At 71.9% G+C, this 16218-nt stretch carries 12 protein-coding genes and 1 pseudogene; 3 read left to right on the plus strand and 10 right to left on the minus strand.

Annotation, left to right across the window (positions count from 1 at the left end; genetic code table 11):
• Positions 1-55 precede the first annotated feature (55 nt).
• Positions 56-757 carry an SDR family oxidoreductase gene (locus IPT68_RS30690; protein WP_189698195.1) on the plus strand — a complete coding sequence of 234 codons (702 nt, stop codon included), beginning with the start codon at positions 56-58 and terminating at the stop codon, positions 755-757.
• 64 nt (positions 758-821) lie between these two features.
• On the opposite strand, the gene IPT68_RS30695 is transcribed toward IPT68_RS30690, so the two are convergent.
• The 3 genes from IPT68_RS30695 to IPT68_RS30705 all read right to left on the minus strand — a co-directional run bounded on the left by IPT68_RS30695 (position 822) and on the right by IPT68_RS30705 (position 4711).
• Positions 822-1655, minus strand: coding sequence for an aldo/keto reductase (locus tag IPT68_RS30695; RefSeq protein ID WP_189698194.1), 834 nt, complete (start codon positions 1653-1655; stop codon positions 822-824).
• A 96-nt stretch (positions 1656-1751) separates the two neighbouring features.
• A complete protein-coding gene (locus tag IPT68_RS30700; protein WP_189698193.1) occupies positions 1752-3578 on the minus strand; it encodes an AMP-dependent synthetase/ligase in 1827 nt (608 codons plus the stop codon).
• Between the two features lie 254 nt (positions 3579-3832).
• Positions 3833-4711 carry a LysR substrate-binding domain-containing protein gene (locus IPT68_RS30705; protein WP_194074026.1) on the minus strand — a complete coding sequence of 293 codons (879 nt, stop codon included), beginning with the start codon at positions 4709-4711 and terminating at the stop codon, positions 3833-3835.
• A 146-nt stretch (positions 4712-4857) separates the two neighbouring features.
• On the opposite strand from IPT68_RS30705, the gene IPT68_RS30710 reads away from it, so the two are divergent.
• Positions 4858-5898: a bile acid:sodium symporter family protein gene (locus tag IPT68_RS30710; protein WP_189698191.1), complete on the plus strand. Its 1041-nt coding sequence runs from the start codon at positions 4858-4860 to the stop codon at positions 5896-5898.
• Here IPT68_RS30710 and IPT68_RS30715 read toward each other — a convergent pair.
• Positions 5834-7060, minus strand: coding sequence for a DUF4185 domain-containing protein (locus IPT68_RS30715; protein ID WP_189698190.1), 1227 nt, complete (start codon positions 7058-7060; stop codon positions 5834-5836). The genes IPT68_RS30710 and IPT68_RS30715 overlap by 65 nt on opposite strands.
• A gap of 11 nt (positions 7061-7071) precedes the next feature.
• Complete coding sequence (locus tag IPT68_RS30720) at positions 7072-8949, minus strand: sialidase family protein (protein ID WP_189698189.1); 1878 nt, start codon at positions 8947-8949, stop codon at positions 7072-7074.
• Between the two features lie 239 nt (positions 8950-9188).
• Between IPT68_RS30720 and IPT68_RS30725 the strand changes: the two are divergent.
• Positions 9189-9552, plus strand: a pseudogene (locus IPT68_RS30725) (MarR family transcriptional regulator).
• 87 nt (positions 9553-9639) lie between these two features.
• Here IPT68_RS30725 and fdhD read toward each other — a convergent pair.
• From fdhD to IPT68_RS30750, 5 genes are read right to left on the minus strand one after another with little or no spacing between them, the layout of a single operon-like run.
• A complete protein-coding gene (gene fdhD / locus IPT68_RS30730; RefSeq protein WP_189698188.1) occupies positions 9640-10488 on the minus strand; it encodes a formate dehydrogenase accessory sulfurtransferase FdhD in 849 nt (282 codons plus the stop codon).
• 7 nt (positions 10489-10495) lie between these two features.
• Positions 10496-11356, minus strand: coding sequence for a 2Fe-2S iron-sulfur cluster-binding protein (locus IPT68_RS30735; RefSeq protein WP_189698187.1), 861 nt, complete (start codon positions 11354-11356; stop codon positions 10496-10498).
• Positions 11353-13170: an NADH-ubiquinone oxidoreductase-F iron-sulfur binding region domain-containing protein gene (locus IPT68_RS30740; RefSeq protein WP_189698186.1), complete on the minus strand. Its 1818-nt coding sequence runs from the start codon at positions 13168-13170 to the stop codon at positions 11353-11355. Before IPT68_RS30740 ends, IPT68_RS30735 begins: the two co-directional genes overlap by 4 nt.
• Before the next feature lie 5 nt (positions 13171-13175).
• Positions 13176-15098 (minus strand): molybdopterin oxidoreductase family protein, encoded by a 1923-nt coding sequence (locus tag IPT68_RS30745; RefSeq protein ID WP_189698185.1) that lies wholly within the window; start codon positions 15096-15098, stop codon positions 13176-13178.
• Positions 15095-16066, minus strand: a complete 972-nt coding sequence (locus tag IPT68_RS30750; protein WP_189698184.1) for a 2-dehydropantoate 2-reductase — start codon at positions 16064-16066, stop codon at positions 15095-15097. The genes IPT68_RS30745 and IPT68_RS30750 overlap by 4 nt, the downstream gene beginning before the upstream one ends.
• Between the last annotated feature and the right edge of the window lie 152 nt (positions 16067-16218).

Below are 16218 nucleotides of genomic sequence, written 5' to 3' on the forward strand. Positions count from 1 at the left end.
GAGAGCGCTCGAAGTGATGAACTCCCGGCCATCACCGGCAGACAGGGGGCACATCATGAGCGACACTCCGGTCGCGCTCATCACGGGCGGGGGCAGTGGTATCGGTGCCGCGGTGGCGCGGCGGTTGTTGGACGGCGGGCACCGGGTGGCCGTCACGGGGCGCGGTGAGGAGCGGCTGCGCCGCTTTGCCGAGGAACTCGGTCGGCCCGAGGGGTTGTTGACGGTGCGCGGGAACGCGGCCGACTACGGGCACGTGCGGGCGGCGGTGGAGGCGACGCTCAAGGAGTTCGGGCGGCTCGACACCGTCGTGGCCAACGCCGGATTCGCCACCCATGACGCGGTGGCCGACGGCGACCCGGCCGGGTGGACCGAGATGGTGCTGACCAACGTGCTCGGTCCGGCGCTGCTGATCCGTGCCTCCGTCGACGCGCTGAAGGAGACCCGCGGGCGGATCGTGCTCGTTGGCAGCGTCGCCGGGTTCGTGCCGACGGCCGGCAACATCTACGGGGCGACCAAGTGGGCGGTGACCGGGCTCGCCGAGAACACCCGGCGCCAGGTCACCGCATGGGGGATCGGCGTCACGCTGGTCGCGCCGGGCCGGGTGGAGACGCCGTTCTGGGACGGCTACGGGAGCCTGCCGCCCGGGCAGCTGCTGACCGCCGACCAGATCGCCGACTCGATCGTCTGGGCGATCGGGCAGCCCGAGGGGGTCGACGTCAACACGGTCGTCGTACGGCCGGTCGGGCAGCCCAACTGACGCGCGCAAGCAAGGCGCCCCGGGGCCGGTGCGGTCCCGGGGCGCCTGTCCGTCGCGCCGGGCGTCAGCCCATGAACGTGGCCGGGTCCGGGCCCAGCCGGCGGTCCTCGTTCAGGGCGCTGATCGCCGCGAGGTCCTCGGTGTCCAGGCTGAAGTCGAAGACGTCGATGTTCTCCCTGATCCGGGACGGCGTCACGGACTTCGGGATCACCACGTTGCCGAGCTGGAGGTGCCAGCGCAGCACGACCTGGGCGGGCGTGCGGTCGTGCTTCCGGGCGATGGCCACGATCGCCGGGACCTCCAGCAGGCCCCTGCCGGAGCCCAGCGGTGACCAGGCCTCGGTCGCGATGCCCTGCTCGGCGTGGTACTCCCGGGCGGCGTGCTGCTGAAGGTGCGGGTGCAGCTCGATCTGGTTGACGGCCGGGACGACGGACGTCTCGCCGATCAGCCGCTCGAGGTGCTCCGGCAGGAAGTTGGAGACGCCGATCGCCTTGATCCGGCCGTCCGAGTGGAGCTTCTCGAACGCCTTGTACGTGTCGACGTACGTGTTCCGGGACGGGATCGGCCAGTGGATCAGGTACAGGTCCACGTAGTTCAGGCCGAGCTTGTCGAGGGAGACGTCGAAGGCGCGCAGGGTGGCGTCGTACCCCTGGTCGCTGTTCCAGAGCTTGGTGGTGACGAAAAGCTCCTCGCGGGGGAGGCCGGAGGCGGCGAGGGCCTTGCCTGTGCCCTCCTCGTTGCCGTAGATCGCCGCTGTGTCGATGCTGCGGTACCCGGCCTCCAGCGCCGTGGCGACCGCTCGCTCCGCCTCGTCGTCCGGCACCTGCCAGACGCCGAAACCCAGCTGGGGCATCTCGACGCCGTTGTTGAGGATGATCGGGGGGACCTTGCTGCTCACGAGCTCTTGATCCTTCGGTTGTCGTCAGGTGGTACTCATATCGTCAACGATCACGGGCCATGATGCATTCCTGACGGGAAAATAGCCGCAAGCCGCTCACGTCCGGTACAGCGCCTCGACCTCCTGGGCGTACGCCTTCTCGATCGCCTTCCGTTTCAGCTTCAGTGACGGCGTGAGCAGCCCGTGCTCCTCGGTGAACGGCTGCGCCAGGATGCGGAAGGTGCGGATCGACTCGGCCTGCGAGACCAGCGTGTTCGCGGTGACCACCGCTCGCCGCACCTCCGTCTCCAGGTCCGCGTCGCGCACCAGCTCGGCCGGGGTGAGCCGGGGCTTGTTGCGCATCTGGAGCCAGTGGTCGACGGCTTCCTGGTCCAGCGTGACCAGGGCGGCGACGTACGGGCGGTCGTTGCCGACGAGGATGCACTGGGCGACCAGCGGATGGTCCCGTACGCGCTCCTCCAGCAGCCCCGGCGCCACGCTCTTCCCGCCCGACGTCACCAGGATCTCCTTCTTGCGGCCGGTGATGGTGACGTAGCCGTCCTCGTCGAGCTTGCCCAGATCGCCGGTGGCCAGCCAGCCGTCCTGCAGGGTCTCGCCGGTGGCCTTGGGGTTGTTCAGGTAGCCCTGGAAGACGTTGGCGCCGCGCAGCCAGATCTCGCCGTCGTCCGCGATGTGCACGGCCACCCCCGGGATGGGCTGACCGACCGTGCCGTAGCGGGTGCGCTCGGGCGGGTTGGCCGTGGCGGCCGCGGTGGACTCGGTCAAGCCGTACCCCTCGTAGATCTGCACGCCGGCGCCCGCGAAGAACAGCCCGAGCCGCCGGTCCATGGCCGAGCCGCCGGACATGGCGTGCCGCACCCGGCCACCCATCGCCTCGCGGACCTTGGAGTAGACGAGCTTGTCGAACAGCTGGTGCTGCACGCGCAGCGCCGCCGACGGTCCGGGGCCGATGCCCCAGGCCTTCGCCTCCAGCGCGTCCGCGTAGCGCACGGCGACGTCGACGGCCTTCTCGAAGGGCCCCGCCCTGCCCTCCCGCTCGGCCTTGCGGCGGGCCGCGCTGAAGACCTTCTCGAAGATGTAGGGCACGGCCAGGAAGAACGTCGGCCGGAACGCCGCGAGGTCCGGCAGCAGGGCCGCCGCGTTGAGCTGGGGCTGGTGGCCGAAGCGGACCTTGCCGCGGATCGCGGCCACCTGCACCATCCGGCCGAAGACGTGCGCGAGCGGCAGGAAGAGCAGGGTCGCCGCCTCGTCGCCCTTCCTGGAGTGGAACACCGGCTCCCAGCGCTCGATGACGGTGTCCGCCTCGTACATGAAGTTGCCGTGCGAGATGACACAGCCCTTGGGGCGGCCCGTGGTGCCGGAGGTGTAGATGACCGTGGCGACCGAGTCCGGCGTGACGGCCTTGCGGTGGCGGTGCACGACCTCGTCGTCGAGGTGGGCGCCGGCGTCGTACAGCTCCTGGACCGCGCCCGAGTCGAGCTGCCACAGGCGGCGCAGCCTCGGCAGCCGGTCGATGACGGTGGCGATGGTCATCGCGTGGTCCTCGTGCTCCACGACGGCGGCCGTCACCTCCGCGTCGTACAGCATCCAGTAGCACTGCTCGGCGGAGGAGGTCGGATAGAGGGGCACCACCTGGGCGCCGATCGTCCACAGCGCGAAGTCGAACAGCGTCCACTCGTAGCGGGTGCGGGACATGACGGCGACGCGGTCGCCGAACCGGACGCCCTCGGCGAGCAGTCCCTTGGCGAGGGCGAGTACCTCGTCGCGGAACCCGGCGGCGGTCACGTCCCGCCAGCGCCCGGCGTCGTCCTTGCGGCCGAGCGCGATGTGCGCCGGGTCGTCCTGGGCGTGCTCGAAGACGACGTCGGCCAGACCGCCCACCGGGGGTGCCAACGCCAACGGAGGATTGGTGAACTCGCGCAAACCCCGTCCCCGCTTCCTGTGACGGTCCCTGTGACGCCCGCACAGGCCGTGAAAGCTACCCCACGGCTGGTCGTGACGGGAGGGCCGCGACATGCGGGGACCGCTGGGGCGGGCGCCGGTCGGCAGGAGCAAATGCATACACATGGGGAAGAGGCGGACACATTCCTGACGGCGGAGTAAGGTTCGACGCCGTAATCTCCACCGAATCTGTACGCCCCGGTCACCGGGGTGCGCCCCGGCCCCGGGGTCCGGCCTCAGCCGTCGGCGCGGCCGCGTGGGTGGAGGCGGTCGCCCGCCGCCAGGATCGCCGCCGCCAGGGCGTCCGCCGGGCCCTGGGCCGAGGGGCGGCGCCGGCCGTGGACGAGGACGAAGTCGACCTGCCCGAGTTCGGGCAGACCGTGGCGGTCCGGCACCCGGACCAGGCCCGGCGGGACGAAACCCAGGGAGTGGGCCATCACGCCGAGGCCCGCGCGGGCGGCGGCGATCAGGCCGTTGAGGCTGCCGCTCGTGCAGGCGATGCGCCACTCGCGGCCCTGGCGCTGAAGCGCCTCGAGGGCGAGGGCGCGGGTGATGCCCGGCGGTGGATACACGATCAGCGGGACCGGACGGTCGGCGTCCAGGCGGAGGCGTTCCGCGCCGATCCACACCAGGCGGTCGTGCCAGACCGGCTCACCGCGCGGGTCCTCGGGACGCCGCTTGGCCAGGACCAGATCCAGCTTCCCGGACGCCAGCTGCTCGTGCAGGGTGCCGGACAGCTCCACGGTCAGCTCCAGGTCGACCTCGGGGTGGTCGTGCCGGAAGGCCTCCAGGATCTCCGGCAGCCGGGTGAGCACGAAGTCCTCGGAGGCGCCGAAACGGAGCCGGCCGCGCAGCCGGGTGCCGGTGAAGAACGCCGTGGCCTGCTCGTGCACCTCCAGGATCCGGCGCGCGAAGCCCAGCATCGCCTCGCCGTCCTCGGTCAGCTCCACGGAGTGCGTGTCCCGGCTGAACAGCTGCCGTCCGGTGGCGTCCTCGAGCCGCCGTACGTGCTGGCTGACCGTCGACTGGCGCAGTCCGAGCCGCCGCCCGGCCCGGGTGAAGCTCAGCGTCTGGGCGACGGCCAGGAACGTGCGCAGGTGCGAGGGGTCGTACACGTGGCGAGGTTATCGCGAATCACGATGACAGTCAGAGTGGTATGCCGGATTCACGATCGGCAGGTGAGGGAGCAAGATGGAACGGGGACCCGTGACCCTGTACCGGGCCCGAGAACCGCGCCCCATGCCCGAACAAGTGGAGCACCGTGAAACGCCTGCCCCGGCCGTCCTGGTTGCCGATCGACCCGTACGTCCTGCTGTTGCTCGGGACGGTGGGCCTCGCGGCGCTCCTGCCCGCGCGGGGTACGGCCGCCGACGTGGCCTCCGGCGCCTCCACCGCGGCGATCGCCTTCCTGTTCTTCCTCTACGGCGCCCGGCTGTCCACCCGTGAGGCGCTGGACGGACTCCGCCACTGGCGGCTCCACGTCACCGTGCTGGCGTGCACCTTCGTCGTCTTCCCGCTGCTCGGGCTGGCCGCCCGCGGACTGGTCCCGGTGTTCCTGACCCACTCCCTGTGGACCGGCCTGCTCTTCCTCACCCTGGTCCCGTCGACCATCCAGTCGTCGATCGCTTTCACCTCGATCGCCCGCGGCAACGTGCCCGCCGCGATCTGCGCCGGCTCCTTCTCCTCCCTCGCGGGCATCGTCATCACGCCGCTGCTCGCGGCGTCGCTGCTGGGCGGCAGCGCGGGCGGGTTCCAGGCGGATTCGATCGTCAGGATCGTGCTGCAGCTGCTGGTGCCGTTCCTCGCCGGGCAGCTGCTGCGCCGCTGGATCGGCGGATTCGTCGCCCGCCACAAGAAGGGCCTCGGGTACGTCGACCGCGGCTCGATCCTCCTGGTCGTGTACACCGCGTTCAGCGAGGGCATGGTGCACGGCGTCTGGCACCAGGTCAGCCCCGTCCGACTGGCCGGGCTGCTCGGCGTGGAGGCGGTGCTGCTCGCCGTGATGCTCGCCCTGACCTGGTACGGCTCCAAGGCCCTGGGGTTCGGCCGGGAGGACCGCATCGCCATCCAGTTCGCCGGCTCGAAGAAGTCGCTGGCGTCCGGGCTGCCCATGGCCAGTGTGCTGTTCGGCGCGCAGGCCTCGCTGGCCGTGCTGCCGCTGATGCTGTTCCACCAGATGCAGCTGATGGTGTGCGCGGTGATCGCCAAGCGCCGCTCCCACGACCCGGCCGACCGGCTCACTCCACCGGCCTCAGCCTCAGGGTCACGAACCGCGGTCGGTACAGGGTCACGTTCCGGCTGACGGCCGCCGGCGCGCCCGTCGCCTCCAGCCAGTTGACGTCGTAGCTGAGGACGAGGCGCCGGTCGCCGCCGACGCCGGGGTGCGCCTGCGGGTTGTACGCGGCGACGCCGGCGGACGGCAGCGGCGGGCTGAAGCCGCGCGCCGGCCCGTGCCAGGGCCCGGTGGGGGAGCAGGCCCAGTACGACGTCACCGTGCCCAGCCCGGCCGCGCCCGCCGCCATGGTGAACAGCACGTACGTGTCCCCGTCCCGCACCACCGAGAACGCGCTGCCCACCCCGGTGCGGCGCTCGTCGCCGAGCACCGGGGCCGGGCGGGTGCCGGTGACGTAGGCGGAGCCGTCCCAGTACTCCCAGGCGGCCGGGTCGGCGAGCCCGCCGTCCGGCACCCGCGCCACGTACGCCGACGAGGCCGGGCGCGACACGGCCTGCCCGTCGTCGCCGCCGAAGACGTAGGTCCAGCCGTCCCGGGCCACCAGCGTGGTGCCGAACAGCACCCGCCGGGACGGATCCGGGACCGACTGCTGGTCGAGGACCTCGGTGACGGACTCGACCCGCAGCTCCGGCAGGGACAGCGTGGCGACCTCGGTGGCCAGCGGCACCCCGTAGATCCATGGCGCCCGGCCGGCCGCGCGCGTCCACAGCACCACCCGTACGACCCGCTCCGCCGCGCCGGGGGAGCGCGGTTCGACGCGTGCGGCGACGGGCCAGCGCCACTGGTGGGGGGCCGGGTCGGGGAAGAGGGGCGCGGGCAGGGTCGTGCGCAGGCGGCCGCCGGACATCACGACCGCCGAGTTGCGCACCATCGGGGCGGTGGTGTCGCGCCAGGCGTACGACTCGCCGGACGGGTTGGGCGGGGGGTGGACCGGGCCGAGGAAGGTGTCGGAGAACAGCCACAGCACCCTGCCGTCCGGCAGCCTCAGCGAGTGGGTGCCGTCGCCGCCGGTCCAGTCGTCGGTGCGGCCGGCGTCGTCGCCGTAGCGGGCGAACTCGCCGGTGAGCGCGTCGGCCGGCGACCAGGCGTCGACCGTACGGCCCGTGCACGCGCCGCCGCCCTCCCGGTCGCCGTCCGGGAGGGCGGTGAGCAGCACGGCCGTGAGCACCAGGGCCAGCAGCAGCCCGGCCCAGGTTCCCGCGTGGTGTCGTGCTCGGCGTTCGTCGGGCACGCTCCGGGACGTTAGCGGGCGGCGGTCACCTGGTCCATGGGGAGCCACAGGACGGTGTGGAAATAGGGGCCGGTGTGAGTGCGGCGGACCTGGTCGATCTCCTGGTCGGACAGGGCCGTGTCCCAGACGCGGACCTCGTCGATCGCGCCGGTGAAGAAGGCGCGGCTGTCCATGCGCTGGCCGACGTGCACCCCGAACGGCGCGTTGCGGCTCACCGAGCCGGGCACGTCCTCGGTGCTGACCGGCGTGCCGTCGAGGAAGAGGGTCAGCCGTCCGCCGCCGCGGCGCAGCGCGAGGTGGTGCCAGGTGCCGTCGTTGTGGGCGCCGGTCGCCTGCACGGCGGCCGTGTTGACGGTGCGGACGCCCTCCCGGGTGGTGATCAGTCCGCGCACGCGGTTGCTCGCGGGCTCGGCACGCAGCCACACCTGTGGCTGGCTGGTGCCCGCCCCGCCCATCCACAGCAGCGGCTGCTCACCGGTGGTGGCGGTGTACCGGAACCACAGGGAGGCGGTGAAGTCCTCGCTGCCCAGCAGGAGTTCGTCGCGATACGGCAGGCGTACGGCGTCGTCGGTGCCGTCGAAGGTGACGGCGTTGTTGAGCACGCCGGCGACGGTCGAGGCGCCGCCCAGGACGTTCGCCCCGGGAGCGAGGAGGGCGCGGTCGGGGGTGGTCGGGTCGGCGCCGCGGCGGGGCGTGAGCCACTCCTCGTCGAAGCGGGCGAAGCGGATCTCGTCGCGGGCGTCGGCCGTGCCGCCCTCGTACATCAGGCCGACCGTGGTGCCGGAGATGTGCACCAGGTCGGAGTAGCCGGCCCAGTCGCGGGTGACGACCGTGCCCCGGTCGACGCTGTCCCAGGTCTCGCCGCCGTCGTAGGAGGAGCGGATCATCATGGTCCGGCGACGGTCGGGGTCTCCGGGGCAGGCCAGCAGGATACGGTCGCCGAGGCGCAGGGTCGCTCCCTGGACCTGGGGGGCGTAGAGGTCCGGGAGGGATTCGAAGGGGCCCTTGAAGCTCTGGCCACCGTCGCTGCTGACGGCCTGGGAGCGGTGGCCGAGGTCGGTGCCCTCCTGCTCGCGGCCGCTGACGAGGATCGTGCCGTCGGAGCGCTCGGTCATGGAGATCTCGGAGGGCTTCTGGCGGAAGGTGCCGTCGGCCGACAGCGGCCAGGAGTCGGTGGCGCCGACCCGCCAGGTGGTGCCGCCGTCGTCGCTGAGGATGAGCGCGGCGTGGTTCGCGGTGACCCGGTTGCCGTCCCAGGTCTCGGTGTTGACGCCGAAGACCAGCCGGCCGGCGTGCGCGCCCTGGGTGAGCTGGATGCCGTGCACGGGGCCGGTGGCGTACCAGGAGTTCCACTGGGAGGGCAGGATCTGCGGGCTGAGGTCGCGCGGGCTGGTCCAGGTGACGCCGTCGTCGTCGCTGTACTGCAGATGGGGGGTGCGGTCGCAGGGGATGTCGCAGTGCTCGCTGTCCGCACGGCCGGTGTTGTGCGTCTCCGCCAGCAGGATCCGGCCGGTCTCCTGGTCGACGACCGGGGTCGGGTTGCCGTGGGTGTCGCCCGCGCCGTCGTTGACGACCCGCAACGGGCCCCAGGTGCGGCCGCCGTCGGTGGAGCGCTTCAGTACGATGTCGATGTCGGTGGCGTCCCCGCAGTTGAGCACCCGTCCCTCGGCGAACGCGAGCAGCGTGCCCTTCGTGGTCCGCACGACCGTCGGAATGCGGAAGCAGGCGTAGCCGGGGTCCTGCGAGGGCCTGAAGAGGACCTGCTGTTCGAACAGCGGTGCCGCCGCGGCGGGTTGGGCGTGGGCGGGGCCCGGCAGGGCGGCGGCGGCCGTCAGGACGGTACCCGCGGTGAGGGTGGCTCTCAGGCGTGCGCGGAGTCTCGACGGCATGAATGACCCTTCATTTGTCTGGACATCTGGACATCCCACGTCCAACCTACGCGCGCCAGACGGTAGTTGGCGGCAGCGACACACCGCAACCGGCGTGAGGGGGTAACGGGGGTGATGCTCAGACAGCCTGACGTGACGTCAGGGGGTGCGCACCGATCGGGACCTCGTGAGATCGTCGGAGGCCCAACGATAAATCAGGTCATGCGCAAAACCAACGAAATCCGCACTGGGCCGGATCCATGGCCGAAGCACTACTCTCCGCGATCCGCTTGCTGCCCAGCAGGGTGCTCGGCCGTGCCGCGCCCCGCGGGCGCGCCCCGGTGGCGGAGGCCCCGGTGGCGGAGGCCCCGGAGGCGGAGGGCATGCGGATGCGGCACCACATGGTGCGGGTCGCCGTCCGTGACCTCGGCGCGGGTCGCGCAGGCCGACCCAGGCCGGAGCGTCGGACTCGACCCCAAGGACGTGGTCGGCGTCCTCGACGACCTCCGGGCCGCGGGCCATGGTGTCCGCCGGCCCGCCCACGACGCGCTGCCGGCCCCGCTCACACCGGCCGAACGCGCTTGGTTCATGGAGCTGTTGAGCAGGATCTCCGGTACGCGGTGACGCCGTACCGGGCTTGAGGCGGGACCCCTGCGGCGCAGGGGGCGCTCCCCGCCGTTCGGGGCCCCGCCGCCGTGCCGCGGGGGACCGTCAGCCCTGGGCGGCCGCGGTCCGCAGAGCGATCCGGTCCTCGCCCGCGTACACGTTCATGGAACTGCCCCGCAGGAAGCCCACCAGGGTCAGCCCCGTCTCCTGGGCCAGGTCCACCGCCAGCGACGAGGGCGCCGAGACCGCCGCCAGCACCGGGATGCCCGCCATCACGGCCTTCTGCGCCAGCTCGAACGACGCGCGGCCCGAGACCAGCAGGACGGCGCGGGACAGCGGCAGGTCACCGTTCTGCAGGGCACGGCCGACCAGCTTGTCGACCGCGTTGTGCCGGCCCACGTCCTCCCGCACGTCCACCAGCTCGCCGTCCTCCGTGAACAGCGCCGCCGCGTGCAGACCCCCGGTCCGGTCGAAGACCCGCTGAGCCGCGCGCAGCCGGTCGGGGAGGCCGGCGAGCAGCTCGGGCTCCACCCGGACCGGGGGAGTGTCGGCGATCGGCCAGCGGGCCGTGGTGCGCACCGCGTCCAGGCTCGCCTTGCCGCACAGTCCGCACGACGACGTCGTGTAGACGTTGCGCTCGAGCGTGATGTCCGGGATCACGACCGACGGCGCCGTCGTCACGTCCACCACGTTGTACGTGTTCGAACCGTCCACGGTGGCGCCCGCGCAGTAGACGATGTTGCGCAGATCGCCCCGCCCGCCGAGCACCCCCTCGCTCACCAGGAACCCGGCCGCGAGCGCGAAGTCGTCGCCGGGGGTGCGCATGGTGATCGCGAGCGGTTTGCCGTTCAGCCGGATCTCCAGGGGTTCCTCGGCGACGAGCGTGTCCGGGCGCGTGGAGACCGCGCCGTCCCGGATGCGGATCACCTTGCGTCGTTCCGTGACTCGTCCCATGTCCTGATCAGCCCCGGTTCTGTACGTGCTGGTAGCCGAAACGGCCCTTGATGCAGAGGTTGCCGTGGGTCACCGGGTTGTCGTGCGGCGAGGTGACCTTGACGATCTCATTGTCCTGCACATGGAGCGTGAGATTGCAGCCCACTCCGCAGTAGGCGCAGACCGTCGTCGTCTGCGTCTGCTGCGACTCGTCCCACGTACCCGCCGCCCGCATGTCGAACTCCGACTTGAACGACAGCGCCCCCGTGGGGCAGACCTCGATGCAGTTGCCGCAGTACACGCACGCCGAGTCGGTCAGCGGGGCGTCGTGCTCGACGGCGATCCGGGCGTCGAAGCCCCGGCCCGCGACGGAGATCGCGAAGGTGTTCTGCCACTGGTCGCCGCAGGCGTCGACGCACTTGTAGCACAGGATGCACTTGTCGTAGTCGCGCACGTACAGATCGTTGTCGATCCTCGGTTCCTCGTTGAGGCGGGCGGCCTCGGGTCCGAAACGGTCCGGTTTCGCCTCGTACTCCTTGAGCCACGCCGCGACCTGCGGCGTGGTCGACAGGTCGACCGACGAGGCGAGCAGTTCCAGCACGAGCTTGCGGCTGTGCCGGGCCCGCTCCGTGTCGGTGCGGACCGTCATCCCCGGCTCCGCCTTGCGGGAGCAGGCCGGGACGAGGGTGCGCGAACCCTCGACCTCGACCATGCAGACCCGGCAGGCGTTCTTCGGCGTGAGGGTGTCGCCGTGGCAGAGGGTCGGGATGTCCTTCCCGGCGGCCCGGCAGGCGTCCAGGACGGTCGAGCCCTCCGGGACCCTGGCCTCCTCCCCGTCGATCGTGAACTCGACCAGCCGGCGCGGCACACCCAGCGGTATCGCGGTCATTCGTAGGCCCCCAGACGGTCGATGGCGGATTCCACGGCGTTCCACGCGGTCTGTCCCAGACCGCAGATCGAGGCGTCCCGCATCGCGCGGCCGACCTCCCTGAGCAGCGCGATGTCGTCGGCGGCCGCGGCGCCGGTGCGCTCCACGATCCGGTGCAGCGCCTCCTCCTGCCGCACGGTTCCCACCCGGCACGGCACGCACTGCCCGCACGACTCGTCACGGAAGAACTCGGCGATGCGCAGCAGCAGCCGCGGCAGCGGGACGGTGTCGTCGAAGGCCAGCACCACGCCCGAGCCGAGCGTCGTGCCGGCCGCGCGGGTGCCTTCGAAGGTGAGCGGGATGTCCGTCTCGTCGGGCCGCACGAAGCCGCCCGCCGCCCCACCGAGCAGGACCGCGCGCAACCGCTCGCGCACCCCCGCCAGCTCCAGCAGTTCGCCCAGTGTCGCGCCGAACGGCAGTTCGTAGATGCCGGGCCGGTCCACGCTCCCCGACACGCAGAACAGCTTCGGACCGGTCGACGTCGCCGTGCCGATCGCCGCGTACGCCGGGGCGCCCATCGTCAGGATCGGCAGCACGTTGACCAGCGTCTCGACGTTGTTCTCGACGGTGGGCTTGCCGAACAGACCCTTCTCCACGGGGAAGGGCGGCTTCGAGCGCGGCTCGCCCCGGTAGCCCTCGATCGAGTTGAACAGGGCGGTCTCCTCGCCGCAGATGTACGCGCCGGCGCCCCGCCGGATCTCGATGTCGAAGGCGTACCCCTGGCCGAGGACGTCGTCGCCGAGCAGGCCGCGCGCGCGTGCCTGGGCGATGGCGTGCTCCAGGCGGCGCAGGGCGCGCGGGTACTCGCCGCGCAGGTAGAGGTAGCCCCGGTGCGCGCCGGTGGCGTACGCCGCGACGGTCATCGCCTCCACCAGGGCGTACGGGTCGCCCTCCATGAGCACGCGGTCCTTGAACGTGCCCGGCTCGGACTCGTCGGCGTTGCAGACGACGTAGTGCGGGTGGTCCGGCTGGGACGCCGTGGCCTGCCACTTGCGGCCGGTGGGGAATGCGGCGCCGCCCCGTCCGACCAGGCCCGAGTCGGTGACCTCACGGATCACTCCGGCCGGGCCGAGCTCGAAGGCCCGGCGCAGGGCGGTGTAGCCGCCGTGGGCGCGGTAGTCGTCGAGGCTCGACGGGTCCACCACGCCGACGCGACGCAGGAGCACCAGGTCGGGGGAGCCGGCCTGCGGGACCGCCATCACGGCCGGCGGCTCCTCGGGCGCGGAGTCCGGCGACGTCGCGGCGAGGACCGCGTCGCGGACGGTCGCCGGCGCGCAGACCGCCGTGCGCACCGGGTCCCCCGCCTTGATGGCGAGCGCGGCCGGGGCGCGTTCGCACAGGCCCAGACAGGGGCTTCGCTCGACGTGGACGCCGGGACCGAGACCCGCCTCGACCCCGGCGGACAGCTCCTGTGCCCCGGCGGCCGCGCAGGCGAGGTCCGTGCAGACGTGGAGCACGGTCGCCGGGCGCGGCTTCACCGAGAACATCGCGTAGAACGTGGCCACCCCGTACGCCTCCGCCGGCGGCACGGTCAGCCGCCGGCACAGGTAGTCCAGGGCGCCCTCGCTGATCCAGCCGATCCGGTCGTTGATCGCGTGCAGCCCCGGCAACAGCAGGTCGCGGCGGTCCCGGGCCTCCCGCCCGCCACGCGCCCACCTGAGGTCGGCATCCGAGCGGTCGGCGCCCTCCCAGGAGGACTCGGGCGGGCCGAGGAGGGCGTCGACGGCCGCCCGCTCGTCGTCCGTCGGTTTGCTGTCGCCGAAGTGCAGGTCCACTTACGTCACCTCACGATGGTCGCGACGGGAAGCTTCTCGATCCGGATCGCCGACGCCTTGAACTCCGCCGTCCCTGCGATCGGGCAGTTCGCCTCGATCGTCAGCTGGTTGGTGTCCACCTCGTCGGGAAAGTGCATGGTCATGAAGGCCAGCCCGGGCCGCAGCGCGGTGTCGACCCACACCGGCGCGACCACGGAGCCGCGCCGGGAGGTCACCCGGACCTCCTCGCCCACCACGACCCCGTAGCGCTCGGCGTCCTCCGGGGACAGCTCCACGTACTCGCCGCGCCGCAGCGGCGAGGCGAAACTGCCGCTCTGCACACCGGTGTTGTAGGAGTCGAGCCGGCGGCCGGTGGTGAGCCGGACGGGGTACTCGTCGTCGGTGAGGTCGACGGGCGGGTCGTGCTGGACGAGCCCGAAGGGAGCCGGCCGGCCGCGCCTGACCGGGTCCGTCTCCCACAACCGGCCGTGCAGGTAGGTCGGTTCCAGCCGGTCGGTGCTCGGGCACGGCCACTGGATGCCCTGGTGCTCCTCGAGCCGGTCGTACGTCATCCCGTAGTGGTCCGGAGAGACGGAGCGCAGCTCGTTCCAGACGGCCTCGGCGTCGGCGTACTTCCAGTCGTGGCCCAGGCGCGCCGCCAGGTCGCAGATGATGTCGATGTCCTCGCGGGCCTCACCGGGCGGGGTCACCGCGCGGCGCACCCGCTGGACGCGGCGCTCGCTGTTGGTCGTCGTGCCGTCGGTCTCGGCCCACCCGGCGGTCGCGGGGAGCACGACGTCGGCCAGCTCGGCGGTCTTCGTCAGGAAGATGTCCTGCACGACGAGGAAGTCCAGGGCCTTCAGCCGGCGAACCGCCTGCTCGCTGTCCGCCTCCGACTGGGCCGGGTTCTCGCCGATGCAGTAGACGGCCCGGAGGGTGCCCTCCTCCATCGCCTCGAACATCTCCGTGAGGTTCAGCCCGTAGTGCGGCTGGATGACGGTGTCCCAGGCGGACTCGAACTTCAGCCGGGTGCCCGCGTCGAGGATGTCCTGGAAGCCGGGGAGGCGGTTGGGGATCGCGCCCATGTCGCCGCCGCCCTGCACGTTGTTCTGGCCGCGCAGGGGCTGCAGGCCGGAGCCGAAGCGGCCCACGTGGCCGGTCAGCAGGGACAGGTTGATCAGCGCGCGGACGTTGTCGGTGCCGTTGTGGTGCTCGGTGATGCCGAGGGTCCAGCACAGCTGGGCGCGCTCGGCGCGGGCGTAGGCGTGCGCCAGCTCGCGGATGGCGGCGGCCGGTACGCCCGTCACCTTCTCGGCGAGCGAGAGCGTCCACGGCTCGACGAGCGCCTTGTACTCCTCGAAGCCGGTGGTCGCCCGCTCGATGAACGCCTCGTTGGCGAGCCCCGCGTGGATGATCTCGCGGCCGATCGCGTGGGCCATCGGGATGTCGGTGCCGACGTTCAGGCCCAGCCAGCTCTCCGCCCACTCGGCGGTCGAGGTGCGGCGCGGGTCGACGGCGTACATGCGCGCCCCGTTCCTGATCCCCTTCAGCACGTGCTGGAAGAAGATGGGGTGCGCGAAGCGGGCGTTGGAGCCCCACATCACGATGACGTCGGTGTGCTCGATCTCCTCGTACGACGACGTCCCGCCGCCCGAGCCGAAGGCGGCGGACAGGCCCGCCACGCTGGGGGCGTGGCAGGTGCGGTTGCAGGAGTCGACGTTGTTGGTGCCCATGACGACCCGGGCGAACTTCTGCGCGACGTAGTTCATCTCGTTCGTGGCGCGGGCGCAGGAGAACATCCCGAACGCGCCCCGGGCGGCGCTCAGTCCGCGCGCCGCGCGGTCGAGGGCCTCGTCCCAGGTGGCCGGGCGGAACGGGGCGTCGCGCGCGTCCCTGACGAGCGGGTGCGTGAGCCGGGTGTAGTTCTTCGGGGGCTGGCGTTTCCTCATGCGGCGCTCCTCAGCGCGAGCAGGTCCGAGATGGCGTGCACGGTGCGCAGGGTGGGCACGTCGACGCCGGTGATCTCCGCCAACTCGACGACGGCTGCCAGCAGCACGTCGAGTTCGAGCGGTTTGCCGCGCTCCAAATCCTGGAGCGTGGAGGTGCGGTGGTCGCCCACCTTCTCGGCGCCCGCGAGGCGGCGCTCGATGGAGACGCCGACCTCGCAGCCGAGGGCCTCGGCGACGGCGAGCGTCTCGGTCATCATGATCTCGATGACCTTGCGGGTGCCGCCGTGCAGGCACATCTGGCGCATCGTCGCGCGGGCGAGCGCGCTGATCGGGTTGAAGGAGATGTTGCCGAGCAGCTTCAGCCAGATGTCGTTGCGCAGGTCCGGTTCGACCGGGCACTTCAGGCCGCCGGCCCGCATGGCCTCGCTGAAGGCCGAGCACCTCGCGGAGACGCTGCGGTCGGGCTCGCCGATGGAGAACCGGGTGCCTTCCAGGTGCCGTACGACACCCGGCGCCTCCAGTTCGGTGGCCGCGTACACGACGCAGCCGATGGCCCGGTCGGGCGCGAGCACCGCACTGACCGCTCCGCCGGGGTCCACGCTCTCGATGCGGTGGCCGTCGTGGGGGCCGCCGTGGCGGTGGAAGTACCACCAGGGGATGCCGTTCTGCGCGGCGATCACCGCGGTGCCGTCGTGCAGCAGCGGCTCGATCAGCGGCCCGCACGCCGCGTACGAGTTGGCCTTCAGGCCCAGGAAGACGTAGTCGACCGGGCCCACCTCGGCCGGGTCGTCGGTGGCATGGGCGCGAGCGGTGAAGTCACCGCGGGGGCTGAGCACTTGCACGCCGTGCTGCCTCATGGCCGCCAGGTGCGGTCCACGGGCGATGAGATGGACGTCGGCGCCCGCGTGGTGGAGCGCGGCACCGACGTAGGCGCCGATCGCTCCGGCGCCGAGGACTGCGACTTTCACGGGAACACTCCGTTCGGTTTGAGGGATACCGCGGAGGTGACGGCCGTACGGCTTATGTCGACGAAATATTGTCTACAGTATGGAGGTTGGGTCGACAAGGGTTGCGCACCATGACCGTTCGGCGCACGCTGCATACCGCTCACCGCATACGG

The organism is Streptomyces chromofuscus (assembly GCF_015160875.1).
GTDB classification, from domain to species: Bacteria; Actinomycetota; Actinomycetes; order Streptomycetales; family Streptomycetaceae; genus Streptomyces; species Streptomyces chromofuscus.

Coding starts and splice junctions, on each gene's coding strand:
- IPT68_RS30690 (WP_189698195.1), top strand. CDS start 56: ATGAGCGACACTCCGGTCGCGCTCATCACGGGCGGGGGCAGTGGTATC.
- IPT68_RS30720 (WP_189698189.1), bottom strand. CDS start 8,949: ATGCCGTCGAGACTCCGCGCACGCCTGAGAGCCACCCTCACCGCGGGT.
- fdhD (WP_189698188.1), bottom strand. CDS start 10,488: ATGGGACGAGTCACGGAACGACGCAAGGTGATCCGCATCCGGGACGGC.
- IPT68_RS30735 (WP_189698187.1), bottom strand. CDS start 11,356: ATGACCGCGATACCGCTGGGTGTGCCGCGCCGGCTGGTCGAGTTCACG.
- IPT68_RS30745 (WP_189698185.1), bottom strand. CDS start 15,098: ATGAGGAAACGCCAGCCCCCGAAGAACTACACCCGGCTCACGCACCCG.